Below are 24,327 nucleotides of genomic sequence, written 5' to 3' on the forward strand. Positions count from 1 at the left end.
AAGGAGGATTTGTGTCATGTCGTGGATCGTCAATAAGCAATCGTCACAAGAGGAGCTTGCCGGCCGTTTCCGCAAGCTGATGTCAGCACCGGACATTCTGCAAATTCCCGGCGCCCATGACGGAATGGCCGCCTTGCTTGCGAAGGAGGCCGGTTTTTCTGCTATTTATTTGTCTGGTGCGGCATATACAGCCAGCAGGGGGCTTCCTGATTTAGGGATCATCACGTCGGCAGAGATGGCTGATCGGGCCAAGGATCTTGTGCGTGCAGCAGATCTGCCTCTGCTTGTTGATATCGATACGGGATTTGGCGGTGTGTTAAATGCCGCCCGAACCGCCCGTGAGATGCTAGAAGCCAGAGTAGCCGCTGTTCAAATAGAGGACCAGCAGCTTCCGAAAAAATGCGGGCATTTAAATGGCAAACAGCTTGTTCCGATAAAGGAGATGGCGCAAAAAATAAAAGCGATCAAACAAGCGGCGCCCTCCCTTGTCGTTGTTGCCCGTACTGATGCCAGGGCGCAGGAAGGGCTTGATGCCGCGATGAAACGGTCAGCGGCTTACATTGAGGCTGGAGCGGACGCGATTTTCCCGGAAGCGCTTCAGGAGGAGAACGAATTCCGCCAGTTTGCTGAGCGCATCTCCGTTCCGCTCCTTGCGAATATGACCGAGTTTGGGAAAACGCCGTATTATCGTGCCGATGAATTCGAAGATATGGGGTTTCACATGGTGATTTATCCTGTCACATCGCTTCGAGCGGCGGCAAAAGCTTATGAGCGGATGTTTGGTTTGATTAAGGAGCACGGCTCGCAAAAAGAAGGCCTGCATGATATGCAAACACGAAAAGAACTGTACGATACGATTTCTTACTATGACTATGAAGCGTTAGATAAAACGATTGCCAAAACCGTTTTGCCTGACGAATAGTTTTGATCAAAAAAGCCGGGGCGTTCTCCGGCTTTTTTGCAGCTATCGTTTTCTGAATCGCGGGCTGACTTGATTGTGTTTTCTGTCTCTGTATAAAATGAACCCGGCCAGCACATAAAGGCCGAACGCAAAAAAGATGAATCCTGACAAACCTTGGAGCCAAAGAGCTGCAAATGGCTTTATCGTATGGCCGAAAAGTGTATCCCTCATCAGTTTAATGCCTAAAGCTGAAATGGCGCCGGGGAGGACTAATATCAAAAGCGCAAGAAGTCGGCTCATCCTCAGAAAACCCCTTTATCTTTTCATTTCCTTTATTGTCCAGCGGAAAAAATATTTTGTCAAGAGAAGAAAACGTGGTAACATAGGGTTGTGCAAATTATTGCAACGGAATAAATAGGTGTGCAAATTTTTTCATACAAAGGGGTAACGGGATGCAAAAGGTACTGATTGTAGGTGCCGGCAAAAGGGGAACGGCGTTATTACATATTTTGATCAAAACAGCCGTCATAGATATCATTGCCGTGGTTGACAAAGACCCCGAGGCGCCGGGATTGAAAGAAGCAGAACGGTATGGAATTGCCGTTTCATCTGATTGGAAACCTTACATACAACAAAAACCGGATATCGTCATTCATACCACCGGCGACCAAGCCGTGTTTGACGAACTCCTTCAGAAAAAGCATGAAGAGACCATTGTCATGCCGGGAAAAATGGCGTACATCGTTTTTCAGCTGATGGAAGAGAAGCAGCAGCTGATTCAAATGCTGAAAGAGCAAACATATAAACACGATAGAATTTTTAATTCCACTCATGACGGAATGATTTTCATTGATATCAATGAAGAAATCATTCTCTTTAACCATATGGCCGAAAAAATGGTCGGGAAAAAACGCGAGGAAGTCATCGGGCGACCGATAAAAGAAGTCATTCCGAGCACAAAGATGCCGCGGATTTTAAAAACGAGAGAGCCTGAATATAACCAGAAGCAGCTTTTAGGCGATCATTTGCAAATTGTGACCACTAGGCTGCCGATTATTGATGAAGGCGGACGTCTGCTCGGGGCGCTTTGTGTGTTTAAAGATATCACTGATGCTGTCGAGCTGGCAGAGGAAGTGACAAATTTAAAGCAGGTCCGTACGATGCTGGAGGCGATTATTCAATCCTCCGATGAGGCGATTTCTGTCGTTGATGAAAACGGTATTGGCCTTTTGATCAATAAAGCATATACGAAAATGACGGGGCTTTCTGAAAAAGAAGTCATCGGCAAGCCTGCAAATACTGATATTTCTGAAGGCGAAAGCATGCACTTAAAGGTGCTTGAAACAAGACGCCCTGTCCGCGGTGTCAGAATGAAGGTCGGCCCCAATGAAAAAGAAGTCATCGTTAATGTAGCGCCGGTGATTGTAGACGGGATTTTGAAAGGCAGCGTCGGTGTGATTCATGATGTTTCTGAAATTAAAATGCTGACTGCGGAGCTTAACCGGGCCAGACAAATCATTCGCACGCTTGAAGCGAAATACACTTTCGACGACATTATCGGCACAAGCGAGCAAATGCTGGTTGCCCTTGAGCAGGCGAAGCTCGGGGCGAAAACGCCGGCAACCATTTTGCTGCGCGGGGAATCAGGAACAGGAAAAGAACTGTTCGCCCATGCCATCCATAACGAAAGCGACCGGAAATACAATAAATTTATTCGCGTGAATTGCGCAGCCCTTTCTGAAAACCTGCTCGAATCTGAATTGTTCGGCTATGAGGATGGTGCGTTTTCAGGAGCGAAGCGAGGCGGTAAAAAGGGCTTATTTGAAGAAGCCAATAACGGCAGTATTTTCTTAGATGAAATCGGTGAGCTGACACAAAATATGCAGGCGAAATTGCTCCGCGTCCTTCAAGAGAAAGAAATCGTCAGAGTGGGCGGCACGAAAGCGATCCCTGTCAATGTCAGAGTAATCGCGGCGACAAATGTAAATATCGAAAAGGCGATGGCGGATGGAACGTTCCGCGAAGACCTGTATTACAGGATCAACCGCTATCCCATCTCCATCCCGCCTTTACGGCAGCGGCTGGAGGACATTGAGGCATTAAGCGTCAGGCTTATCCAAAAGATCAACCGGGATTACGGCAGGAATGTAAAGGGGCTCTCACAGCAAGCCGTGCGTGCCTTATCCGCGTACCATTGGCCTGGGAATGTCCGCGAGCTGGAAAATGTCCTTGGACGAGCCATGATTTTTCTAAATCCGCATATGGAATGGATTGAAAAAGATCACTTGCCTGTTTTCGAACTTGAACAAAAAGAAAGTGATACAGAGCAGGGGACAGGTTTTGATTTTCCGGATATTGAAGGCGAAAAGCTGTCTGTCGCAGTAGAGAAATTTGAAGCGCATTTGATCCAGCAAACGCTCGAAAAGCATCATTTTAACCGGACAAAAACAGCGAAAGCCCTCGGTGTCAGCATACGGAATTTATATTACAAAATGGATAAATACGGCCTTGCAAATGAAGGCATGCAATAATTTGCAGAATAAACGCAAGCATCTGCACGGATTTTTCAATACATCTGGTATGACAGCAAGGTGAGGAGCTGGCATGGAACTTGCATAATAAAAGGCGGAGTCGAAATAAGAAAGGTGGTAACAGATGAAGCTGAAAGATTTAATCGGCAAAGCGTCGATGTACAAAAACAAGACCATTGCGGTTGCCCATGCTGAGGATGAGGAAGTGATCCGGGCAGTAAAGCTGGCAGCCGAGCATCTATCCGCCCGTTTTTTGTTAACGGGCGACAGCAAAAAACTGAACGATCTGACAGCATCTATGCAAGGGCATCAAGTGGAAATCGTTCATGCCGATACGCCTGAGGAATCGGCAAAATTAGCGGTTCGTGCTGTGCATCACAAATCAGCGGATGTTTTAATGAAAGGCAATGTGCCGACTTCTGTTTTGCTTAAAGCGGTGTTGAACAGACAGGAGGGGCTTCGGTCATCCAGTGTCCTTTCCCACGTGGCTGTGTTTGATATACCGGACTTTGACAGATTGATGTTTGTGACAGATTCGGCAATGAATATTGCTCCTTCGCTGGAAGAGCTTCGGCAGATTTTGCAAAATGCCGTTCATGTGGCCCACGCAGTAGGGAACAATATGCCAAAAGCAGCAGCTCTGGCAGCAGTCGAAACGGTGAACCCGAAAATGGAAGCGACAGTGAATGCAGCTGCTCTTGCTCAAATGTATAAAAGAGGCCAAATCAAAGGCTGCATTGTTGATGGACCGCTTGCTTTGGATAACGCAGTATCACAAATTGCCGCAGCCCAGAAAAAGATTTCGGGAGATGTAGCGGGCAGCGCTGATATCCTTCTCGTCCCAACAATTGAGGCCGGCAATATTTTATATAAATCACTGATTTATTTTGCGAAGGCCAGCGTGGCGGCTGTAATTACAGGAGCAAAAGCGCCGATTGCCTTAACGAGCAGAGCGGACTCCGCTGAAAATAAACTGTATTCCATTGCGCTGGCAATATGCGCATCTGAAGAATACACACATTAGGAGGAACGAACATGGAACTTTTTAAATATATGGAGAAATACGATTACGAACAATTGGTGTTCTGCCAAGATGAACAATCAGGCTTAAAAGCGATTATCGCGATTCATGATACAACGCTCGGTCCGGCGCTTGGCGGAACGAGAATGTGGACATATGAGAATGAAGAAGCGGCGATTGAAGACGCGCTCAGACTGGCAAGAGGCATGACCTATAAAAACGCGGCAGCAGGCTTAAACCTTGGCGGCGGAAAAACAGTGATTATCGGCGATCCGCGAAAAGACAAAAATGAAGAAATGTTCCGCGCGTTTGGCCGCTATATTCAAGGACTGAACGGCAGATACATTACAGCTGAAGATGTGGGCACAACAGTTGAGGATATGGACATCATTCATGATGAAACAGACTATGTCACAGGAATTTCTCCTGCTTTCGGCTCTTCTGGAAATCCATCTCCAGTTACAGCGTACGGGGTGTACAGAGGAATGAAAGCAGCCGCTAAAGCTGCTTTTGGAACTGACTCTCTTGAAGGGAAAACGATCGCTGTGCAGGGTGTAGGGAACGTAGCCTACAACCTATGCCGCCACCTGCATGAGGAAGGGGCAAACTTAATCGTTACGGATATCAACAAACAATCAGTACAGCGCGCAGTTGAAGATTTTGGCGCCCGTGCGGTTGATCCGGAAGAGATTTATTCACAAGACTGCGATATTTATGCGCCGTGTGCCCTTGGTGCGACAATCAACGACGACACTATTAAACAGCTGAAGGCGAAAGTCATCGCGGGTGCAGCGAACAACCAATTAAAAGAAACACGTCATGGCGATCAAATTCATGAAATGGGCATCGTTTACGCGCCGGATTATGTCATTAACGCTGGCGGCGTCATCAACGTTGCAGATGAGCTTTACGGCTATAATGCGGAACGCGCATTGAAGAAAGTTGAAGGCATTTACGGCAATATTGAGCGTGTACTTGAAATTTCTCAGCGTGACGGCATTCCGACGTATTTAGCGGCTGACCGCTTGGCAGAGGAACGGATTGAACGCATGCGCCGCTCAAGAAGCCAGTTTTTGCAAAACGGCCACAGTGTATTAAGCAGACGTTAAGAAATTGATCTGGAGGTTATGAAAGTGCTACATGATGAAAAACGCATTCTCACAATTAATCCAGGCTCAACTTCAACGAAAATCGGTGTTTTTCATAACGAACGAAGCATTTTTGAAAAAACATTGAGACACAACATAGAAGAGCTGCAGCGATTTGACCATATTATTGATCAGTATGAATTTCGCAAACACCATATTCTCGAAACGCTTCATGAACAGGGAATCAATATCTCAAAGTTTGATGCAGTCTGCGCCAGAGGCGGCCTTCTCCGGCCGATTGAAGGCGGAACTTACGAAGTGAACGATGACATGATTGAGGACTTGAAAAGCGGCTACGCCGGCCAGCATGCTTCTAATCTCGGCGGCATTATCGCGCGTGAAATCGCTGACGGCCTGAATATCCCTTCGTATATCGTCGACCCTGTTGTCGTAGACGAAATGTCAGTGCTCGCAAAAATTTCAGGCATGCCTGAGATTGAACGGAAAAGCATTTTTCATGCGTTAAACCAAAAAGCTGTCGCCCGTAAGGCGGCAGCCTCTCTTGGCAAACGATATGAGAACATGAAAATGATTATTACCCATATGGGCGGCGGTATTACAATTGGCGTCCATGACCACGGGCGAGTGGTCGATGTCAATAACGGTCTTCACGGAGAGGGGCCATTCAGTCCTGAACGTGCAGGAACAGTGCCTGCGGGAGATCTTGTGGATTTATGTTTTTCAGGACAGTATACAAAAGAAGAAATCATGAAAAAACTGGTGGGCACCGGCGGGCTTTTCGGCTATCTCGGTACGAATGACGCAGTAAAAGTGGAACAGATGATTCAGGGTGGCGATGAAAAAGCCCGCTTCATTTTTGATGCTATGGCGTATCAGGTAGCAAAGGAAATCGGAGCAGCCAGCGCGGCATTAAAAGGCGAAGTTGAAGCGATTGTGCTGACGGGAGGCCTTGCGTACGGCAAAAGCTTTGTTTCCAGTATCAGATCATACATAGATTGGATTTCAGACGTTTTAGTCTATCCGGGAGAAAATGAACTGCAGTCTCTGGCCCAAGGGGCGCTCAGGGTATTGCTGGGCGAAGAGCAATCCAAACAATATCGTATTGAATAGACAGACAGGAGTGAGTCATCATGGCAACTGAGTATGACGTAGTCATTCTGGGCGGCGGTACCGGCGGTTATGTTGCGGCGATCAGAGCCGCTCAGCTCGGCTTAAAAACAGCCGTTGTTGAAAAGGAAAAGCTCGGGGGAACATGTCTCCATAAAGGCTGTATCCCGAGTAAAGCGCTGCTTAGAAGTGCAGAGGTATATCGGACTGCTCGTGAAGCCGACCAATTCGGAGTGGAAACGGAAGGCGTGTCCCTCAACTTTGAAAAAGTGCAGCAGCGTAAGCAAGCTGTTGTTGATAAGCTTGCAGCAGGTGTGAATCATTTAATGAAAAAAGGAAAAATCGACGTGTATAACGGATATGGCCGTATCCTCGGACCGTCAATCTTCTCTCCGATGCCGGGAACGATTTCTGTTGAGCGGGGAAATGGCGAAGAAAATGACATGCTGATCCCGAAACAAGTCATCATTGCAACAGGATCAAGACCGAGAATGCTTCCGGGCCTTGAAGCGGACGGCAAGCATGTATTGACTTCAGATGAGGCTCTCCAAATGGAAGAGCTGCCAAAATCGATCATCATCGTCGGCGGAGGCGTTATCGGTATCGAATGGGCATCTATGCTTCATGATTTTGGCGTGAAGGTAACGGTTATTGAATACGCAGACCGCATATTGCCGACTGAAGATCAAGACATTTCAAAAGAAATGGAAAGTCTTCTTAAGAAAAAAGGCATTCAGTTCGTTACAGGGGCAAAAGTGCTGCCTGACACAATGGCAAAAACATCAGACGACATCAGCATACAAGCGGAAAAAGACGGAGAAACCGTTACCTACTCTGCTGAAAAAATGCTCGTTTCCATCGGCAGACAGGCAAATATCGAAGGCATCGGCATAGAAAACACCGATATTGTCACTGAAAATGGCGTCATTTCAGTCAATGAAAACTGCCAAACGAAGGAATCTCATATTTATGCAATCGGAGACGTGATCGGGGGCCTTCAGTTAGCCCATGTTGCATCACATGAAGGAATCATTGCCGTTGAGCATTTTGCAGGTCTCAATCCGCATCCGCTTGATCCAACGCTTGTACCGAAGTGCATCTACTCTAGCCCGGAAGCTGCCAGTGTCGGCTTAACCGAAGAAGAGGCAAAGGAGAATGGGCATAATGTCAAGATCGGCAAATTCCCATTTATGGCAATTGGAAAAGCGCTTGTATACGGTGAAAGCGACGGATTTGTAAAAATCGTTGCGGATCATGATACGGATGATATTCTCGGCGTGCATATGATCGGCCCGCATGTCACCGACATGATTTCAGAAGCTGGTCTTGCCAAAGTGCTGGATGCGACGCCGTGGGAGGTCGGACAAACGATTCACCCGCATCCGACGCTTTCTGAAGCAATTGGAGAAGCAGCGCTTGCCGCAGACGGCAAAGCCATTCATTTTTAAAAGCATAAAGGAGGGGCTTGAATGAGTACAAACCGACATCAAGCACTAGGGCTGACTGATCAGGAAGCCGTTGATATGTATAGAACCATGCTGTTAGCAAGAAAAATCGATGAAAGAATGTGGCTGTTAAACCGCTCTGGCAAAATTCCATTCGTGATCTCTTGCCAAGGACAGGAAGCAGCACAGGTAGGAGCGGCTTTCGCTCTTGATCGTGAAATGGATTATGTACTGCCGTACTACAGAGATATGGGTGTCGTGCTGGCGTTTGGCATGACAGCAAAGGACTTAATGATGTCCGGGTTTGCCAAAGCAGCAGATCCGAACTCAGGAGGCCGCCAGATGCCGGGGCATTTTGGACAAAAGAAAAACCGCATCGTGACGGGATCATCTCCAGTGACAACGCAAGTGCCGCACGCAGTCGGAATTGCGCTGGCGGGACGTATGGAGAAAAAGGATATCGCAGCCTTTGTTACATTTGGTGAAGGCTCTTCAAACCAAGGTGATTTCCATGAAGGGGCAAACTTTGCCGCTGTCCATAAGCTGCCGGTTATTTTCATGTGTGAAAACAACAAATACGCAATCTCAGTGCCTTACGATAAGCAAGTTGCATGTGAGAACATTTCCGACCGTGCCGTAGGCTATGGGATGCCTGGCGTAACTGTGAATGGAAATGATCCGCTGGAAGTTTATCAAGCGGTTAAAGAAGCACGCGAACGGGCGCGAAGAGGAGAAGGCCCGACATTAATTGAAACCATTTCTTACCGCCTTACACCGCATTCCAGTGATGACGATGACAGCAGCTACAGAGGCCGTGAAGAAGTAGAGGAAGCGAAAAAAAGTGATCCCCTGCTTACTTATCAAGCTTACTTAAAGGAAACAGGCCTGCTGTCCGATGAGACAGAACAAACCATGCTGGATGAAATCATGGCAATCATCAACGAAGCGACGGATGAAGCGGAGAACGCCCCTTATGCAGCTCCTGAGTCAGCGCTTGATTATGTGTATGCGAAGTAGGGAGGAAGAACAAATGTCAGTAATGTCATATATTGATTCGATCAATTTGGCGATGAAAGAAGAAATGGAACGAGATCCTCGCGTTTTCGTTCTTGGGGAAGATGTAGGAAAAAAAGGCGGTGTATTTAAAGCCACAGCCGGCCTGTACGAACAATTTGGAGAAGAGCGTGTTATGGATACGCCGCTTGCTGAATCAGCGATCGCCGGAGTCGGTATCGGAGCGGCTATGTACGGCATGAGACCGATTGCCGAAATGCAATTTGCTGATTTTATTATGCCAGCGGTCAACCAAATCATTTCTGAAGCCGCTAAAATCCGCTACCGCAGCAACAATGACTGGAGCTGTCCGATTGTTGTCAGAGCGCCATACGGCGGAGGCGTACACGGGGCCCTTTATCATTCTCAATCAGTCGAAGCGATTTTCGCCAATCAGCCCGGACTGAAAATTGTCATGCCTTCAACGCCATATGACGCGAAAGGACTCTTAAAAGCCGCAGTTCGTGATGAAGATCCGGTGCTGTTTTTTGAGCACAAGCGCGCCTACCGCCTGATAAAAGGAGAGGTTCCGGCAGATGATTATGTCCTGCCAATCGGCAAGGCTGATGTAAAACGGGAAGGCGACGACATCACGGTAATCACATATGGCCTGTGTGTCCACTTCGCGTTACAGGCTGCAGAACGTCTCGAAAAAGATGGCATCTCAGTACATGTGGTGGATTTAAGAACGGTTTACCCGCTTGATAAAGAAGCAATCATCGAAGCCGCATCCAAAACTGGAAAGGTCCTTTTGGTCACAGAAGATACAAAAGAAGGCAGCATCATGAGTGAGGTGGCTGCGATTATATCCGAGCATTGTCTCTTCGACTTAGATGCGCCGATCAAACGGCTTGCAGGTCCTGATATTCCGGCTATGCCTTATGCGCCGACAATGGAAAAATACTTTATGGTCAACCCTGATAAAGTGGAAGCGGCGATGAGAGAATTAGCGGAGTTTTAAAGACGTAAGGAGGATACAATCATGGCAATTGAACAAATGACGATGCCGCAGCTTGGAGAAAGCGTGACAGAGGGGACGATCAGCAAATGGCTTGTCTCCCCCGGTGATAAAGTGAACAAGTACGATCCGATAGCGGAAGTCATGACAGATAAAGTAAATGCAGAGGTTCCGTCTTCTTTTACCGGGACGATAACAGAGCTTGTGGGTGAAGAAGGCCAGACCCTGCAAGTCGGAGAAGTGATTTGCAAAATCGAAACAGAAGGCGCGAATCCGGCTGAACAAAAACAAGAGCAGCCAGTGGCATCAGAAGCTGCTGAGACGCCTGCTGCAGAAAGTGCCGAAGCAGCCAGTCAGCCAAATAAAAAGCGCTACTCGCCAGCTGTACTCCGTTTAGCCGGAGAGCACGGCATTGATCTTAATCAAGTGACAGGAACTGGTGCCGGCGGCCGCATTACGCGAAAAGATATTCAGCGTATCATTGAGACAGGCGGCGTGCAAGAACGGCCTGAGAAGCCGAAAACAGCAGCTCCTGCACCTGAGTCTGCACCAAAACCAGAGCCGAAGGAAGAGATTTCATATCCTGCGTCTGCAGCCGGAGATAAAGAAATCCCTGTCACAGGCGTAAGAAAAGCAATTGCTTCCAATATGAAACGAAGCAAAACAGAAATTCCGCATGCTTGGACGATGATGGAAGTCGACGTCACAAATATGGTGGCATACCGCAACAGTATAAAAGATTCATTCAAGAAGACAGAAGGGTTTAATTTAACGTTCTTCGCCTTTTTCGTCAAAGCGGTCGCTCAGGCGTTAAAAGAATTTCCGCAAATGAATAGTATGTGGGCGGGCGACAAGATTATTCAGAAAAAGGATATCAATATTTCAATAGCGGTTGCGACAGAGGATTCTTTATTTGTTCCGGTGATTAAAAACGCTGATGAAAAAACAATTAAAGGCATTGCGAGAGAAATTACTGACCTTGCCAAAAAAGTAAGAGACGGAAAACTTTCAGCAGACGACATGCAGGGAGGAACGTTTACCGTCAACAATACAGGTTCGTTCGGATCTGTACAGTCGATGGGCATTATCAACTACCCTCAGGCTGCGATTCTTCAAGTGGAATCCATCGTCAAACGCCCGGTTGTCATGGATCATGGCATGATTGCTGTCAGAGACATGGTCAATCTGTGCCTGTCCTTGGATCACAGAGTGCTTGACGGCCTTGTGTGCGGGCGATTCCTGAGACGAGTGAAACAAATTTTAGAATCGATTGACGAAAAAACATCTGTTTACTAAATAAGCAAAAAGAGCATTTTTTGACACATAACTTCAAAAAATGCTCTTTTTCTATGCAACATTATTCAGCGATTCGAATTTTCATTTCGACCCGGTATTCTTCTTGTTTTTTCGGTGAGTAATGAATCGGTATGATTAACTCGTAAACATCACTGACAACTGTTAATTGGCGGTCTGTGATATACTTGATAAGCTTCTGTAAGTTGAGAAAATAATGCTCAGGTGAAAAGTTATATGCGATACAAACATATCTGCCTTTAGGGATCGTTGTGATTTCCATATCTGGCGTAATGGAAGAAATTTGTTTATTCGTCAATACAGGCGTAAAGATATGACGGTAAGTCATTTCATCAATGCTGGTGTACGGCTGAAATGAGAAAGTAGCGCCGTAGCTATTGTTCGTAAATCCATCTGCTGATTCGATAAATTTTTTTAATTTGCTGTAGGAGGCATTGAGCACGTTTTCAGGCCCGATTCCCTCTGCCTCTGTCTGAATGATGCGGGTTTCTTCTTCATCTAAAACAAACACCTCGCCGAGCGCGGGATATTCCATCTGCCGTTTCATCCGCTTTTTCACCAACGAAATGGTTTGCTCCAATGCTGATAAAAAGTCTAATTTCTCCCTGATTTGCTTCTCCTGCTCTGTATAAAAAGCAAACAGTTCTTCCATCTCTAAGTCCTGTGCCTTTTTCATCTCTTCTAAAGGTGTGCCGATATATTTCAATGATTTGATCAAATCCAGATGAATGAGCTGGGAATCTGTATAATAGCGGTAGCTTGTATCCGGATTGACATAGGCGGGTTTAAATAAATCAATTTTATCGTAATAACGGAGCGCTTTAATCGACACGTTTGCCAGTTTTGAAACTTCTCCAATTGAGTAATACGACTCCTTCATGCCATCACTCCTTCTATGATCAGTATAATAAAGAAGCGCATTCTTTGCAGTACACAAAGAATACGCTTTTTATCACGTGCTGGCTTTAAGATGTGCAGGCGCTTTCCAAGCAATGGTCAGCGCAATGCCTATGGCTAAAGCTACCGTTGCAAAGTAGAATGGATAGTTTACATCGATATCGAACAGCATTCCGCCGATAATAGGCCCGAAAACATTGCCGATACTTGTAAACATTGAATTCATACCGCCGGCAAACCCCTGTTCATTTCCCGCAATCTTTGACAGATAAGTCGTTACCGCCGGCCGCATGAGATCAAATCCGACAAATACGGTGACTGTAACCAGCAGAATTGAAACATAAGAATTCACGATTGTCATCAAGAATACAAGACTCGTCGAGAGAATTAAGCTATACCGAATTAAGTGGATTTCGCCAAACCACCTTGTAAAGCGGTCGAATAAGACGACTTGCGTAATGGCGCCAACAATCGCTCCTCCTGTAATCATGACGGCAATGTCGCTGGCTGTAAATCCGTATTTATGGTCAACGAATAACGCAAATAAAGATTCAAATGACGCTAAACCAAAAGATGAAATCAAGATAATGAGAAAAGCAATGAAATACATAGGGGCAAAAATCCGTTTGAAGCCTGTCTTCTGCCCTTTTATGTCCTGATTTTCAGGGTTTCGTTCCGGCTCGCGCAGCGTGAGCATTGATAAAATGGCTGCTAACAATGCAAAGGCTGCCGCAAAGAAAAATGGCAGGCGGGAATGGATTTCCGCTAAAAATCCCCCGATGCCTGGGCCGATAATAAAGCCTGTAGAAATAGCAGCTGACATATAACCGAGCGCTTTCGGACGTGTTTTAATGGTCGTGATATCTGCAATAAAAGCCGTGACCCCGGGCATAATGAAGGCTGCGCTGATTCCGCCAAGCATACGGGATATAAATAAAATCTCAACTGTTTTTCCGATGCCGAATAAAAACTCCGAAACACTAAAGAACAACAGACCGATCACGATCATGATTTTACGTCCGAAGCGGTCAACCCATCGTCCGCCTATTGGTGATACAATAAGCTGTGTAACAGCAAAGCAGGCAACCATATAGCCGACCGCGGTACCCGATAAATGCAATTCATTCATAATGGTAGGCGTTACCGGAATCACAAGCCCGATTCCTAAAAAAGCAATAAATAAATTTGTTAATAATATCATTAAAGTGATATTTTGTTTCTCCATGTGACTTCCCCTTTTTCGAAAGTGTATCTCTTATACTGTAAGCCCTCCTCTTAGGGGAGAGTCAACGGATTTACAAAATCTTTCTAACAGTGTTCGATCCTTATCGTTATTCATTGGACGGGACAAGCATATCAATGTGCTGCGGCAGCACTTGAATCACCGCAGGCGTATGAGTATAGACTTCTCCATCTGTATCAGCTTTTTTGACAGTGTCTGTTTCAATTTCGATACGGGAGGCCTGAATATAGGACAGCTCTCCGGTAAAACGATCAATTGTGCCCTGTTCCATGCTCATCAGCTCCCGCAATGCGGAGAGGTTGGTGTTGCGGCAAATGAGGATATCGAGTAAGCCGTCTTCTATACTGGCATCCGGCAGGGGAATTCGGTTCGTACCAATGTATTGTCCGTTCATGACAAGCAGCATAACGGCTTCTTCTTTAATTTCTTTTCCATCAATTTTTAAGGTCATCGGAAACGATCCGGCAGATGAGACGGTACGCAATGCACTTGTAAAATAGCTGATTTTTCCCAATAATGCTTTTTCCGTTTCGTTAATTTGATTCGATGTTTCTGTAATCAAGCCAATCCCCCAGAAATTTAAAAAATAGCGCTCGTTCATCTGACATACATCTACGCTTGTTTTTTTTCCTGATACAAGCGCTTCCGCCGCCTTTGCGAGATTTTGAGGGATGCCCAGCACTCTTGAAAAGTCATTGCACGTGCCGCCGGGCAAAATTCCGACCGCGGGCTTTCTTTCTAAAGCACTGATGCCGTTTATGCATTGGTGGACCGTGCCGTCGCCGCCGAGAATAAAGACGGTGTCGACAGAATCATCAATGGATTGGCAAAAATGATACGCATCATCCTTTTTCTTTGTTTGTCTAATGATCACCTCATCTAAAGATTGTGATAAAACCGGCACCACAGCCCCTAATGCTTTTTCTGTATTTTTGTTGCCGGCATTTCCGTTATGAATCAGTAATGCTTTCCGGTGGCTCATACAAAACTGCTCCTTTATTTTACATCTGGTTATATAATCCCCTTTTTCTGTAAGCTGTAAACGGAGAGCAAAAAAAGTGTGCGGCCAAGCAATGTCATTTGCCGATATGGACGTTTCCTTGCTATCATAAGAACAGATGATGAAAAAGGAGAGGTCTTCATTGAACATGGACTTTAATTTATTTATGAATGACATTGTCCGCCAAGCGAGACAAGAAATTACAGCTGCCGGATATACCGAGCTGAAAACTGCTGAAGAGGTGGATGAGGCACTTACGAAAAAAGGAACGACGTTAGTCATGGTAAACTCTGTTTGCGGATGCGCCGGGGGAATTGCAAGACCGGCCGCATACCATTCCGTTCACTATGATAAAAGACCTGATCAGCTCGTTACCGTCTTTGCCGGACAGGATAAAGAAGCGACAGCGCGTGCTCGTGACTATTTTGAAGGATATCCGCCATCTTCTCCGTCCTTTGCGATTTTGAAAGACGGAAAAATCATGAAAATGGTGGAACGCCATGAAATTGAAGGCCATGAGCCGATGGCAGTTGTGGCAAAGCTGCAGGAAGCCTTTGAAGAATATTGTGAAGAAGTATAAGACGAACACCCCGGGTGCCTAAGCGGCCCCGGTTTTTTTATGCACAAAATTCCAAAGGGATATGAATAAATATTAAAAGTTTATTCAATGCAGTTGTACAATGAATCTATTTTTATCTAGTAATATCAAAAAGAGATTGCTGGGAAAATAAGCTTAAAGATAATTTTTGAAAATAGTATTGCATAAAAATAAGAAACTGTTTAAAATACAAATTAACGAATAAATATTCAAATGCACTAAAAGTAATGAATATGGGGGAAATGGATCATGAAAAAATGGCTCTTATTACTTATAACTGCCTGCATCACTTTTGCATTATCGGCTTGCGGCTCAAGCAATTCAGGTTCTGAAGGCGGCAAGAAAAAGTTAATTATGGGCACTTCGGCGGATTACAAACCGTTTGAATATAAGGAAGGCGATAATATTGTCGGCTTTGATGTAGATTTGGCAAAAGCGCTTGCGAAGAAGACTGGCTACGAAATTGAAGTGCAGGATATGGACTTCAACAGTTTAATCACAGCGCTGAAATCAAAACAGGTGGATCTGGTTCTGTCCGGAATGACACCGACGCCTGATCGTAAAAAACAAGTTGATTTTTCCGATGTGTACTACACAGCGAACCATATGATTGTCAGCAAAAAAGACAGCGGCATTAAGTCTTTAAAAGATCTGAAAGGAAAAACAGTCGGCGTTCAGCTTGGCTCCATTCAGGAAGAGAAGGGGAAAGAGCTTTCTCCGGAATATGCTTTTAAAACAGAAGACCGCAACAGAATTTCTGATTTGGTGCAGGAAATCAAATCTGACCGCTTTGATGCCGCGATTATCGAAGACATGGTAGCAGAAGGGTATTTCAAATCAAATGACGACCTGCAAGGCTTCGTGATTCCTGATGCGAAAGCGGAGGAAGCCGGTTCAGCGATTGCTTTCAGAAAGGACAGTGAACTGACAGACAAATTCAATAAAGCACTCAAGGAAATGGAAGATAACGGAGAGCTCGAGAAATTGAAGAAGAAATGGTTCACTGGCGAGAAGTAAAAAAAAGCGGCTCAACTTTTCGTTGAGCCTTTTTATTGAATAGGAAATCTTTTTTCCTGTAAGAAAAGGAGACAAAGACTATGAATTTGGATTTTTCAGCAACGATCCCCCAAATTCCTTTTATATTAGAAGGCTTAGCGATTACTTTGAAAATTGTCATCGTATCAGCCATTATCGGACTTATACTGGGTATTGTGCTAAGCTTATGCAAGATCAGCACGTTCCGCCCTCTGATCTGGATCGCTGATTTTTATACATCAGTGTTCCGCGGTACGCCTTTAGTGCTGCAGCTTATGATTGTCTATTTCGGGCTTCCTCAGCTGCTCGGCTTTCAAATTGACCAGTTTTGGGCTGCGGTAGTCGCATTGTCATTGAATTCCGCCGCTTATGTATCGGAAATTATCAGAGCCGGAATCAACGCCATTGATAAAGGGCAAAAAGAGGCGGCTGTCGCACTGGGTGTCCCGTACGGCAAAATGATGAAGGATCTGCTGTTGCCGCAGGCCTTCAAAAATATATCACCTGCAATTGTGAATGAATTAATCACGTTAACAAAAGAATCGGCGATCGTCACCGTCATCGGGCTTGGTGATGTCATGAGACGCGCTTATCAAGCTGGCGCCGCCACTTACAATTACCTTGAGCCGCTCATTATCGCCGGATTGATTTATTATGTGCTTGTCCTGATTTTAACGTTTATCGGCAAGGCTGTAGAAAGGAAGCTGAAATCCAATGATTAAGGTTGAAAAGCTGTCAAAATCATTTGGGAAACACGAAGTATTAAAAAACATTTCAACAACAATCGCTGAAGGTGAGGTTGTTGCCGTCATCGGCCCTTCAGGCTCAGGCAAATCAACGTTCCTTCGCTGTTTAAACCTGTTGGAAAAACCTAACGGCGGAACCATAACAATCAAAGACAACGAGATCACGAAGCCGAAAACCAACACATTAAAGGTACGGGAAAACATCGGGATGGTTTTTCAGCATTTTCATCTCTTTCCGCACAAAACGGTTCTCGAAAATATCATGTACGCGCCTGTTAATGTCAAAAAAGAATCAAAACAGGCTGCACAGGAAAAAGCTGAAGAGCTGCTCCGCAAAGTCGGTTTGTTTGAAAAGAAAAATGACTATCCAAACCGCTTGTCTGGCGGGCAAAAACAGCGTGTCGCTATCGCCCGGGCTCTTGCAATGAATCCGGAAATCATGCTGTTTGACGAACCGACCTCTGCACTTGATCCGGAGATGGTTAAGGAAGTGCTCCAGGTTATGAAAGAGCTGGTCGAAACCGGCATGACTATGGTGATTGTCACACATGAAATGGGCTTCGCTAAAGAAGTGGCAGACCGAGTGCTGTTTATGGACCAAGGAATGATTGTCGAGGACGGCAATCCGAAAGAATTTTTTCTTTCGCCAAAATCCAAAAGAGCGCAGGACTTTTTAGAGAAAATATTATAGAATATAGAAAAAAAGAAGAAGGCTAAAGCTTCTTCTTTTTTATTGAAGAAACAAATAGAAATGGAGTCCGACATGTTTAAAATTGGTTACCGCACAATAAAGACCGCGCTTGGAACAGCTTTGGCTATTTATATAAGCCAGCTATTGCATTTGCAAAACTTCGCATCAGCAGGAATCATCACCATTTTGTGCATTCAAATCACACAAAAACGGTCGCTTCAGGCGTCGTGGGCCCGCTTTGCCGCATGCTGTCTGGCAATTCTTTTTTCTTATCTCTTTTTCGAGCTGATTGGCTATCATCCGTTTGTTATCGGAGCGCTTCTCTTGATATTCATTCCGATAACGGTTCTGTTAAAAATTAACGAGGGGATCGTTACCAGTTCCGTTATTATCCTTCATTTATACATGTCCGGCGGCATTACGCTTGCTTTCATTTGGAATGAAGTTCAGTTAATTACGGTTGGTATCGGTGTCGCTCTTTTGATGAACTTGTATATGCCGAGCCTTGACCGGAAGCTGATTGCCTATCGCAAAAAGATAGAGGATAACTTTGCTGTCATTTTTGCAGAAATAGAGCGGTATTTGTTAACTGGTGAGCAAGATTGGACTGGAAAGGAAATTCCGGAAACACACCAGCTCATTACGGAGGCGAAAAACCTGGCGTACCGAGATGTGCAAAACCACATTCTGCGCTACGAAAATCTGCATTATCATTATTTTAAAATGAGAGAAAAGCAATTTGAAATTATTGAACGCCTTCTCCCTAAAGTGACTTCCATCTCCATTACAGTAGATCAGGGAAAAATGATCGCTGAATTTATTCATGATTTGCGGGAAGCGATACACCCGGGAAATACGGCGCACAAATTTCTGAAAAGACTTGCTGACATGAGAAAAGAATTTGAGGAGATGCCGCTTCCAGCGACAAGAGAGGAATTTGAAGCACGAGCCGCTCTCTTCCATCTACTCGGCGAAATGGAACAATATTTAGTGATCAAAAGCTATTTTAAAGGAATAAAAGCGCAAAAATCACTCGCATGATTCGCATGAGCTCTTCCTTCATTGGTCAACCTAATGAAAAAGGAGGAGCTTATGCGTTTTTTCTTATGTTCAATTTTTATGATGATGATTTCACCGATTTGGCCGCTTGGCGAAAACCCGCTGCCGGGGGATCCTTATGTCATTGTCAACAAGAGAACAAACGAACTGGCTGTCATCTTGGACAACAAAGTAGAAGGGGTGTACAGCGTGGCGACCGGAAAAACAGACGATCTGACGCCTGAAGGGGAATTTTCGGTAACAGTAAAAGCGGCGAATCCTTACTACAGAAAGAAAAATATAGAAGGAGGATCTCCTGACAACCCGCTTGGGGCAAGATGGATCGGATTTGACGCGAAAGGAACAGACGGGCGGATTTACGGAATTCATGGGACAAACCGGGAAGAATCAATAGGGAAATTTGTGTCTAACGGCTGTATACGTATGCATAACGATGAGGTCGTTCATCTGTTTCGAACGATTCCGGTGGGTACGAGAGTGCTGATTACGGACGACTCCCGCTCTTTTGAAGAGATTGCTATCGAGCATAAAGCTCTGATAAAAAAGCAGGATGTTCCTAATCAATAAGGTTGCCTGCTTTTTTATCGTTAGAAAAACATGACGATTCCTGAGAGTACAGTTGAAAGAATAAAAACTCCCAAAATCACGATTAAAACGCTTTTCATCAGTTTTTGAGACATGATTTCACTCCTTAGACAATCTGTCTATATTTTAGCGTGTTTTGAAAGGGCGGACAAGCGATATCTATTGACGGAAGGCAGGGATGAAAATGAACAGGCTTGACCATATTGGGATAGCTGTTTTTTCGATAGAAGAAGCGAGAAGCTTTTATGAAGATATATTGGGGCTTGCGTTTCTTCATCAAGAAACGGTTGAAGAGCAAAAGGTGAATGTTGCTTTTTTTCAAGCGGGAAGCGTCAAGCTGGAGCTGATAGAACCGTTGACACCTGACAGCCCCGTCCGTTTGTTTTTGGAGAAGAAAGGGCAGGGGCTGCATCATGTTGCGTTTTTGTGCACCGGCTTATCTGAACAGCTGCAAGCATTGTCTGACCGGCAAGTTCAATTGATTGACAAGTATCCAAGACAGGGAGCTAATGGGAAAAAGATCGCATTTCTTTCTCCGCGGGAAACAAATGGCATTCTTGTAGAGCTATGCGAGCCGAAAGGAGTCCAAACCGTTGAACATGAATGAGCATATTGATCATTTATACACGAGACGCAGGCAGGCAGAACAAGGCGGAGGACATGAAAAGCTGGCTCAGCAGCGGCAAAAGGGAAAGCTCACCGCTCGGGAAAGGATCACGTTTCTTCTTGATCAGGACAGCTTTATCGAGTTGAATCCTTTCATGGAAAGTCAAGTGTTAACAAGAGAACAGCGTATGTTAGGGGATGGAGTCGTGACAGGGTACGGCACAATTGATGGCCGCTCTGTATATGTATTTGCGCAAGACTTCACAGTATTCGGCGGGGCGCTTGGCGAAACCCACGCCAAAAAAATCTGCGCACTGATGGATCTAGCTGCGAAAAATAAGGCGCCGATTATCGGGCTGAATGACTCAGGTGGTGCGAGAATTCAAGAGGGTGTGGTATCATTAGATGGATACGGTCACATATTTTACCGAAATGTCTTATACTCCGGAGTCATTCCGCAAATATCGGTTATTTTAGGGCCGTGCGCTGGAGGCGCTGTGTATTCTCCGGCACTCACAGATTTTATATTTATGGCTGAACAGACCGGCCGGATGTTTATTACCGGGCCGAAGGTAATTGAAAAAGTGACAGGAGAACAGGTTGATGCGGAGAGCTTAGGTGGAGCGGGAATACATAATGCCGTCAGCGGAAACGCCCACTTTTCCGGACATACGGAGAGGGAGGTTCTGACAGGAGTGAAAAAACTGCTGTCTTATTTGCCGCTGAATGGCCAGACAGCAGCGCCGCTACCTGAGAAAGAGGCCTCCAGACCATTATTAAACCGTCTCGTGCCCGCCGACACGACAAAGCCGTATGATGTGCGGACGGTAATTAAGGAGTTGGCTGATCCGCAGTCTTTTTTTGAAATTCAGCCGTTTTTTGCGAAAAACATTGTTATCGGGTTTGCAAGGCTGGGTGAAAAAACGATCGGCATCGTTGCGAGCCAGCCGAAGCATCTGGCGGGAAGCCTGACGATTGACGCTGCAGATAAAGCAGCGAGGTTCATCCGTTTTTGCGACGCCTTTGACATACCGCTGTTAACTGTCGAGGATGTTCCGGGGTTTCTGCCTGGTGTTCAGCAGGAGCATAACGGAATTATCAGGCACGGAGCAAAATTATTGTTTGCCTATGCAGAAGCGACCGTCCCAAAAGTCACGCTCATTATCAGAAAAGCGTATGGCGGCGCCTATGTCGCTATGAACAGCAAAGCGATCGGAGCGGACCTTGTGTTTGCATGGCCAAATGCTGAAATCGCAGTGATGGGTTCAGAAGGCGCGGCATCGATTTTGTATGAAAAAGAAATAAAAGCTTCAGCCGACCCGCAAAAGACAAAACGCGAAAAAACTGCTGAATACAAAAAGCAAAACGCCGGTCCATACAAAGCGGCGGCCTGCGGAATGGTTGATGACATCATTTTGCCGGAAGAATCAAGGAAAAGACTGATCCAAGCTTTTTACATGCTTGCACATAAGACAGAAGAGAGACCGAAAAAAAAGCACGGTAACATACCGCTTTAACATGGAGGGACTTACAAATGGTGAATGAAAAACGCCTGCTGGAAGAATTTTTAGAGCTTGTCCAAATTGACTCAGAAACAAAACACGAAGCAGAAATCTGCAAAGTGCTGAAACAAAAATTTTCTGATTTAGGTGTGGACGTTAAAGAAGACGATACAATGGATATCACTGGCCACGGAGCGGGAAACCTGATCTGCACATTAAAAGGGACAAAACAAGCAGATACGATCTATTTTACATCTCATATGGACACAGTTGTACCCGGAAACGGCGTAAAACCGGTTGTTGAGGAAGGCTATGTCAAAACAGACGGCACTACGATTTTAGGCGCTGATGATAAAGCGGGGCTGGCTGCAATGTTTGAAGCGATTAAAGTGCTGAAAGAAGAAAACATTGAGCACGGCACGATTGAATTCATCATCACTGTAGGTGAGGAATCAGGCCTGATCGGAGCAAAGGCGCTTGACCGTTCTATGATCACGGCATCCTACGGCTATGCCCTTGACTCAGATGGAAAAGTCGGAAATATCATTGTGGCTGCGCCGACACAAGCGAAGGTAAGAGCGGCAATATACGGGAAAACCGCACACGCCGGGGTTGAACCTGAAAAAGGCATTTCAGCGATTACAATCGCTAGCAAAGCCATTTCAAAAATGCCATTGGGCCGTATTGATGAAGAAACAACAGCAAACATCGGCCGGTTTGAAGGCGGCACACAGACAAACATTGTGTGCGACGAAGTCCATATTCTTGCTGAAGCACGCTCTTTAGTTCCTGAGAAAATGGAAGCTCAGGTTCAAAAAATGAAAGCTGCATTTGAAGAGGCTGCTGCTGATATGGGCGGACGCGCAGAAGTCGAAATTGAAGTGATGTATCCGGGCTTCAAATATCAAGACGGCGACCAAGTAGTTGAAATCGCGAAAAAAGCGGCTGCTAAAATCGGACGGCCAAGCGAGCTGCAAACAAGCGGCGGCGGAAGCGACGCGAACGTTATTGCAGGTCATGGCATTCCGACGGTCAACCTTGCTGTCGGTTACGAGCAAATTCATACAAAGAATGAAAAAATGCCGATCGAAGAACTCGTTAAAACGGCAGAAATGGTTGTTGCCATTATTGAAGAGGCAGCGAAATAAAAAAGGAAAACCCGAGTGCGCTTGCCCGCATCGGGTTTTTTCTTGCATTCAGCGCCATTGCCTAAGAGGCCAAAATAACACGTCCTGCTTTTTAGCGTAATGAAGCAAAGGGTCTGAATCTGGCAATGATATATCGTGAGCATCAGCCACCGTATTGACCGAAAACTCGGCCTCGGCATGTTGCAGCAGCCAAGGATGATGATGAATGTCTTCGTAAAAGAGCTTGTTGCGATAAGTGCTATAGAGTCTGTATCGTTCCGTCAGCCAATATTCGAGGGAATCCTCTTCCGCTGTAAAAGGAGCTGAAATGGGCCGGTATGCGGCGCGGAATGCTGCTTCTCCGTCGTCTCTCCGCTTGCTGACATAGTCAATGCCATCACCGTTTTTTTCAGCTTTCATATCCGCGTAAAAATAAGGTAAATGAAAGAACGTGCGAGCGCCCAGGACTGCCAGCCGATGATCAGCATCTAAGCTGAAAAAATAAATGCCGGGCTTGCCTTTATACGTGACATAGGTGCGGAGGTTAAGCTCAGGAAATGCACGCGCACCGGGAATGGCAGGAAGAAAACGCGCCCTCAGATTCGTGAGCATAAAGGGAAGCATGCTGATCCAACCTTGCCCGTTATATGTATCTAATTCTAAAACCGGCGGTACTAAATCGCGAAGGATAGAAACATCAACAGGCCAGTGGGCAAATAAGACATCATTCCAAGTTTGTCTCATGATCCAGATTCCTTCAGGCACAGAAATGTTTTTTTGCTGAGAGCGTTCCGTCACATACATGCTCCTTTCAGTTAGATGTGAGTATAAGGTATTCCCGGTTTCCTTCTTTTTAAACGATACGGCTGTTTTTTAGGGTTGCCATTTTCGCCTCTGCCATGACCGAAAAGGGTGAGGTGAAACAAAAAACAACCCCGGCTTTTCGCTCGGGGTTGTTACGCTATTTTACCGTCTCAGTAAGAGAAGCGGCGTTTTTACTTTTATGATGTGTCATCTGAAGGACGATGTTTTGTACTGTCAGGAACAGCCCGCTTGTGAACCAGTACAGCGGAAGGGCTGCCGGAACATTAAGCGAGAAAATCGTCATCATCACAGGGAAGATGAACACCATCAGTTTTGCAGATTGCTGCGCCGCCGGGTTTTGCGGGACAGCGGAATATTTCGCGCTCAGTTTTTGAGCGACATAGGCTTGGATAAAGTACATCGCTCCCGCACTAAGAGACACGAGAATGTCAGATTGTCCTAAACTGAACCATAAAAACGAGTGTGACGCAATTTCGGGTGTAGAGCGAATCGCGTAATAAAACCCAATCACAATAGGAAATTGAATCAGCATTGGGAGACACCCCATGGCAAGCGGATTGATATTGTGCTCTTGATACAGCTTCATCATTTCCGTTTGCAGTTCTTTTTGCTTTTCCGGGTCCTTCGTCTTTTTCAATTTGGCCTGAATGCTGTCAACCTGAGGTTTAATAACTGCCATTTTCTCTTGGAATATGCGCTGTTTTTTGAACTGATTGACAAACAAAGGCAGTACAACGACACGCACAATAATGGTGACGAGAATAATAGACAGTCCGTATTCTCCGTGAAACAGCCCGGCAACACCCTTAAGCAGAGCAGAAAACGGTTCGATTAAATAGTCGTGGAAAAAACCGACGTTGCTGAGGCCTCCCACCTGATTAGTCGCGGCAAATGCAGCATTGCCCGAGCAGAATACGATCAAAAAGATACCCATAGCCAAAAGTTTTTGATATGTTTTTAACAATTTGTTCTCC

Annotated in this window: 25 protein-coding genes; 18 read left to right on the forward strand and 7 right to left on the reverse strand. The window is 45.6% G+C overall.

Going from position 1 to position 24,327, the window contains the following annotated elements; genetic code table 11:
* The first annotated feature begins 16 nt into the window (after positions 1 to 16).
* On the forward strand, positions 17 to 922 hold the full coding sequence (gene prpB, locus KHQ79_RS03830; RefSeq protein WP_019258853.1) for a methylisocitrate lyase: 906 nt from the start codon (positions 17 to 19) through the stop codon (positions 920 to 922).
* Between the two features lie 42 nt (positions 923 to 964).
* On the opposite strand, the gene KHQ79_RS03835 is transcribed toward prpB, so the two are convergent.
* Complete coding sequence (locus tag KHQ79_RS03835; RefSeq protein WP_225514230.1) at positions 965 to 1,201, reverse strand: DUF2627 domain-containing protein; 237 nt, start codon at positions 1,199 to 1,201, stop codon at positions 965 to 967.
* Positions 1,202 to 1,353: 152 nt separating this feature from the next.
* Between KHQ79_RS03835 and KHQ79_RS03840 the strand changes: the two genes are divergently transcribed.
* From KHQ79_RS03840 to bfmBB, 8 genes are all read left to right on the forward strand, one after another.
* The gene (locus KHQ79_RS03840; protein ID WP_225514231.1) at positions 1,354 to 3,432 is read left to right on the forward strand and encodes a sigma 54-interacting transcriptional regulator; all 2,079 of its coding nucleotides are present in this window, start codon (positions 1,354 to 1,356) and stop codon (positions 3,430 to 3,432) included.
* Positions 3,433 to 3,556: 124 nt separating this feature from the next.
* Positions 3,557 to 4,456 (forward strand): phosphate butyryltransferase, encoded by a 900-nt coding sequence (yqiS, locus tag KHQ79_RS03845; RefSeq protein WP_060398984.1) that lies wholly within the window; start codon positions 3,557 to 3,559, stop codon positions 4,454 to 4,456.
* An 11-nt stretch (positions 4,457 to 4,467) separates the two neighbouring features.
* Complete coding sequence (bcd, locus tag KHQ79_RS03850) at positions 4,468 to 5,562, forward strand: branched-chain amino acid dehydrogenase (protein ID WP_003236852.1); 1,095 nt, start codon at positions 4,468 to 4,470, stop codon at positions 5,560 to 5,562.
* Between the two features lie 18 nt (positions 5,563 to 5,580).
* On the forward strand, positions 5,581 to 6,672 hold the full coding sequence (gene buk / locus KHQ79_RS03855) for a butyrate kinase (RefSeq protein WP_119914000.1): 1,092 nt from the start codon (positions 5,581 to 5,583) through the stop codon (positions 6,670 to 6,672).
* 20 nt (positions 6,673 to 6,692) lie between these two features.
* Positions 6,693 to 8,117 (forward strand): dihydrolipoyl dehydrogenase, encoded by a 1,425-nt coding sequence (gene lpdA / locus KHQ79_RS03860; protein WP_225514232.1) that lies wholly within the window; start codon positions 6,693 to 6,695, stop codon positions 8,115 to 8,117.
* Positions 8,118 to 8,138: 21 nt separating this feature from the next.
* A complete protein-coding gene (gene bfmBAA, locus KHQ79_RS03865; protein ID WP_019258847.1) occupies positions 8,139 to 9,131 on the forward strand; it encodes a 3-methyl-2-oxobutanoate dehydrogenase subunit alpha in 993 nt (330 codons plus the stop codon).
* Between the two features lie 13 nt (positions 9,132 to 9,144).
* Complete coding sequence (bfmBAB, locus tag KHQ79_RS03870; protein WP_003236844.1) at positions 9,145 to 10,128, forward strand: 3-methyl-2-oxobutanoate dehydrogenase subunit beta; 984 nt, start codon at positions 9,145 to 9,147, stop codon at positions 10,126 to 10,128.
* 21 nt (positions 10,129 to 10,149) lie between these two features.
* Entirely contained in the window at positions 10,150 to 11,421 is a 1,272-nt protein-coding gene (gene bfmBB, locus KHQ79_RS03875; protein WP_225514233.1) for a branched-chain alpha-keto dehydrogenase complex dihydrolipoyllysine-residue (2-methylpropanoyl)transferase, read from the forward strand.
* 61 nt (positions 11,422 to 11,482) lie between these two features.
* Here bfmBB and bmrR read toward each other — a convergent pair whose 3' ends face one another.
* From bmrR to KHQ79_RS03890, 3 genes are all read right to left on the reverse strand, one after another.
* Positions 11,483 to 12,319, reverse strand: coding sequence for a multidrug efflux transcriptional regulator BmrR (bmrR, locus tag KHQ79_RS03880; RefSeq protein WP_225514234.1), 837 nt, complete (start codon positions 12,317 to 12,319; stop codon positions 11,483 to 11,485).
* Positions 12,320 to 12,391: 72 nt separating this feature from the next.
* The gene (bmr, locus tag KHQ79_RS03885; RefSeq protein ID WP_003236835.1) at positions 12,392 to 13,561 is read right to left on the reverse strand and encodes a multidrug efflux MFS transporter Bmr; all 1,170 of its coding nucleotides are present in this window, start codon (positions 13,559 to 13,561) and stop codon (positions 12,392 to 12,394) included.
* Positions 13,562 to 13,667: 106 nt separating this feature from the next.
* Positions 13,668 to 14,561 carry a YegS/Rv2252/BmrU family lipid kinase gene (locus tag KHQ79_RS03890; protein WP_225514235.1) on the reverse strand — a complete coding sequence of 298 codons (894 nt, stop codon included), beginning with the start codon at positions 14,559 to 14,561 and terminating at the stop codon, positions 13,668 to 13,670.
* 160 nt (positions 14,562 to 14,721) lie between these two features.
* Between KHQ79_RS03890 and brxB the strand changes: the two genes are divergently transcribed.
* From brxB to KHQ79_RS03920, 6 genes are all read left to right on the forward strand, one after another.
* On the forward strand, positions 14,722 to 15,159 hold the full coding sequence (gene brxB, locus KHQ79_RS03895) for a bacilliredoxin BrxB (protein WP_003226477.1): 438 nt from the start codon (positions 14,722 to 14,724) through the stop codon (positions 15,157 to 15,159).
* Between the two features lie 267 nt (positions 15,160 to 15,426).
* A complete protein-coding gene (gene artP / locus KHQ79_RS03900) occupies positions 15,427 to 16,194 on the forward strand; it encodes an arginine ABC transporter substrate-binding protein ArtP (protein WP_225514236.1) in 768 nt (255 codons plus the stop codon).
* Between the two features lie 80 nt (positions 16,195 to 16,274).
* Positions 16,275 to 16,934, forward strand: coding sequence for an arginine ABC transporter permease ArtQ (artQ, locus tag KHQ79_RS03905; RefSeq protein WP_003236829.1), 660 nt, complete (start codon positions 16,275 to 16,277; stop codon positions 16,932 to 16,934).
* Positions 16,927 to 17,649, forward strand: a complete 723-nt coding sequence (gene artM / locus KHQ79_RS03910; protein ID WP_003236827.1) for an arginine ABC transporter ATP-binding protein ArtM — start codon at positions 16,927 to 16,929, stop codon at positions 17,647 to 17,649. The genes artQ and artM overlap by 8 nt, the downstream gene beginning before the upstream one ends.
* A gap of 72 nt (positions 17,650 to 17,721) precedes the next feature.
* Positions 17,722 to 18,690 (forward strand): aromatic acid exporter family protein, encoded by a 969-nt coding sequence (locus KHQ79_RS03915; protein WP_003236825.1) that lies wholly within the window; start codon positions 17,722 to 17,724, stop codon positions 18,688 to 18,690.
* Positions 18,691 to 18,741: 51 nt separating this feature from the next.
* Complete coding sequence (locus tag KHQ79_RS03920) at positions 18,742 to 19,275, forward strand: L,D-transpeptidase (protein WP_003236823.1); 534 nt, start codon at positions 18,742 to 18,744, stop codon at positions 19,273 to 19,275.
* Positions 19,276 to 19,295: 20 nt separating this feature from the next.
* On the opposite strand, the gene prli42 is transcribed toward KHQ79_RS03920, so the two are convergent.
* Entirely contained in the window at positions 19,296 to 19,388 is a 93-nt protein-coding gene (prli42, locus tag KHQ79_RS03925; RefSeq protein ID WP_019258837.1) for a stressosome-associated protein Prli42, read from the reverse strand.
* 89 nt (positions 19,389 to 19,477) lie between these two features.
* Between prli42 and mce the strand changes: the two genes are divergently transcribed.
* From mce to KHQ79_RS03940, 3 genes are read left to right on the forward strand one after another with little or no spacing between them, the layout of a single operon-like run.
* Positions 19,478 to 19,900: a methylmalonyl-CoA epimerase gene (mce, locus tag KHQ79_RS03930; RefSeq protein WP_003236820.1), complete on the forward strand. Its 423-nt coding sequence runs from the start codon at positions 19,478 to 19,480 to the stop codon at positions 19,898 to 19,900.
* The gene (locus KHQ79_RS03935) at positions 19,893 to 21,416 is read left to right on the forward strand and encodes an acyl-CoA carboxylase subunit beta (protein ID WP_225514270.1); all 1,524 of its coding nucleotides are present in this window, start codon (positions 19,893 to 19,895) and stop codon (positions 21,414 to 21,416) included. Before mce ends, KHQ79_RS03935 begins: the two co-directional genes overlap by 8 nt.
* Before the next feature lie 17 nt (positions 21,417 to 21,433).
* Positions 21,434 to 22,549 carry a tripeptidase T gene (locus tag KHQ79_RS03940; RefSeq protein ID WP_003236816.1) on the forward strand — a complete coding sequence of 372 codons (1,116 nt, stop codon included), beginning with the start codon at positions 21,434 to 21,436 and terminating at the stop codon, positions 22,547 to 22,549.
* Positions 22,550 to 22,597: 48 nt separating this feature from the next.
* Here the strand turns inward: KHQ79_RS03940 and KHQ79_RS03945 are convergent, their stop codons facing one another.
* On the reverse strand, positions 22,598 to 23,326 hold the full coding sequence (locus tag KHQ79_RS03945; RefSeq protein ID WP_225514237.1) for a YqjF family protein: 729 nt from the start codon (positions 23,324 to 23,326) through the stop codon (positions 22,598 to 22,600).
* A gap of 163 nt (positions 23,327 to 23,489) precedes the next feature.
* Positions 23,490 to 24,317: a membrane protein insertase YidC gene (locus KHQ79_RS03950; RefSeq protein WP_225514238.1), complete on the reverse strand. Its 828-nt coding sequence runs from the start codon at positions 24,315 to 24,317 to the stop codon at positions 23,490 to 23,492.
* Positions 24,318 to 24,327 lie beyond the last annotated feature (10 nt).

It is taken from the genome of Bacillus sp. TSO22 (genome assembly GCF_020223595.1).
GTDB lineage: Bacteria > Bacillota > Bacilli > Bacillales > Bacillaceae > Bacillus > Bacillus inaquosorum.

What these genes read in the sequence shown, in the direction of transcription:
- artP (WP_225514236.1), top strand. Translation starts at nt 15,427, where the DNA reads ATGAAAAAATGGCTCTTATTACTTATAACTGCCTGCATCACTTTTGCA.
- KHQ79_RS03840 (WP_225514231.1), top strand. Translation starts at nt 1,354, where the DNA reads ATGCAAAAGGTACTGATTGTAGGTGCCGGCAAAAGGGGAACGGCGTTA.
- mce (WP_003236820.1), top strand. Translation starts at nt 19,478, where the DNA reads ATGAACAGGCTTGACCATATTGGGATAGCTGTTTTTTCGATAGAAGAA.
- bmr (WP_003236835.1), bottom strand. Translation starts at nt 13,561, where the DNA reads ATGGAGAAACAAAATATCACTTTAATGATATTATTAACAAATTTATTT.
- KHQ79_RS03915 (WP_003236825.1), top strand. Translation starts at nt 17,722, where the DNA reads ATGTTTAAAATTGGTTACCGCACAATAAAGACCGCGCTTGGAACAGCT.
- bfmBAB (WP_003236844.1), top strand. Translation starts at nt 9,145, where the DNA reads ATGTCAGTAATGTCATATATTGATTCGATCAATTTGGCGATGAAAGAA.
- KHQ79_RS03940 (WP_003236816.1), top strand. Translation starts at nt 21,434, where the DNA reads ATGGTGAATGAAAAACGCCTGCTGGAAGAATTTTTAGAGCTTGTCCAA.
- yqiS (WP_060398984.1), top strand. Translation starts at nt 3,557, where the DNA reads ATGAAGCTGAAAGATTTAATCGGCAAAGCGTCGATGTACAAAAACAAG.
- artQ (WP_003236829.1), top strand. Translation starts at nt 16,275, where the DNA reads ATGAATTTGGATTTTTCAGCAACGATCCCCCAAATTCCTTTTATATTA.
- KHQ79_RS03835 (WP_225514230.1), bottom strand. Translation starts at nt 1,201, where the DNA reads ATGAGCCGACTTCTTGCGCTTTTGATATTAGTCCTCCCCGGCGCCATT.
- artM (WP_003236827.1), top strand. Translation starts at nt 16,927, where the DNA reads ATGATTAAGGTTGAAAAGCTGTCAAAATCATTTGGGAAACACGAAGTA.
- KHQ79_RS03890 (WP_225514235.1), bottom strand. Translation starts at nt 14,561, where the DNA reads ATGAGCCACCGGAAAGCATTACTGATTCATAACGGAAATGCCGGCAAC.
- prpB (WP_019258853.1), top strand. Translation starts at nt 17, where the DNA reads ATGTCGTGGATCGTCAATAAGCAATCGTCACAAGAGGAGCTTGCCGGC.
- buk (WP_119914000.1), top strand. Translation starts at nt 5,581, where the DNA reads ATGAAAGTGCTACATGATGAAAAACGCATTCTCACAATTAATCCAGGC.
- prli42 (WP_019258837.1), bottom strand. Translation starts at nt 19,388, where the DNA reads ATGTCTCAAAAACTGATGAAAAGCGTTTTAATCGTGATTTTGGGAGTT.
- bfmBB (WP_225514233.1), top strand. Translation starts at nt 10,150, where the DNA reads ATGGCAATTGAACAAATGACGATGCCGCAGCTTGGAGAAAGCGTGACA.
- bcd (WP_003236852.1), top strand. Translation starts at nt 4,468, where the DNA reads ATGGAACTTTTTAAATATATGGAGAAATACGATTACGAACAATTGGTG.
- bfmBAA (WP_019258847.1), top strand. Translation starts at nt 8,139, where the DNA reads ATGAGTACAAACCGACATCAAGCACTAGGGCTGACTGATCAGGAAGCC.
- KHQ79_RS03935 (WP_225514270.1), top strand. Translation starts at nt 19,893, where the DNA reads ATGAATGAGCATATTGATCATTTATACACGAGACGCAGGCAGGCAGAA.
- KHQ79_RS03920 (WP_003236823.1), top strand. Translation starts at nt 18,742, where the DNA reads ATGCGTTTTTTCTTATGTTCAATTTTTATGATGATGATTTCACCGATT.
- bmrR (WP_225514234.1), bottom strand. Translation starts at nt 12,319, where the DNA reads ATGAAGGAGTCGTATTACTCAATTGGAGAAGTTTCAAAACTGGCAAAC.
- lpdA (WP_225514232.1), top strand. Translation starts at nt 6,693, where the DNA reads ATGGCAACTGAGTATGACGTAGTCATTCTGGGCGGCGGTACCGGCGGT.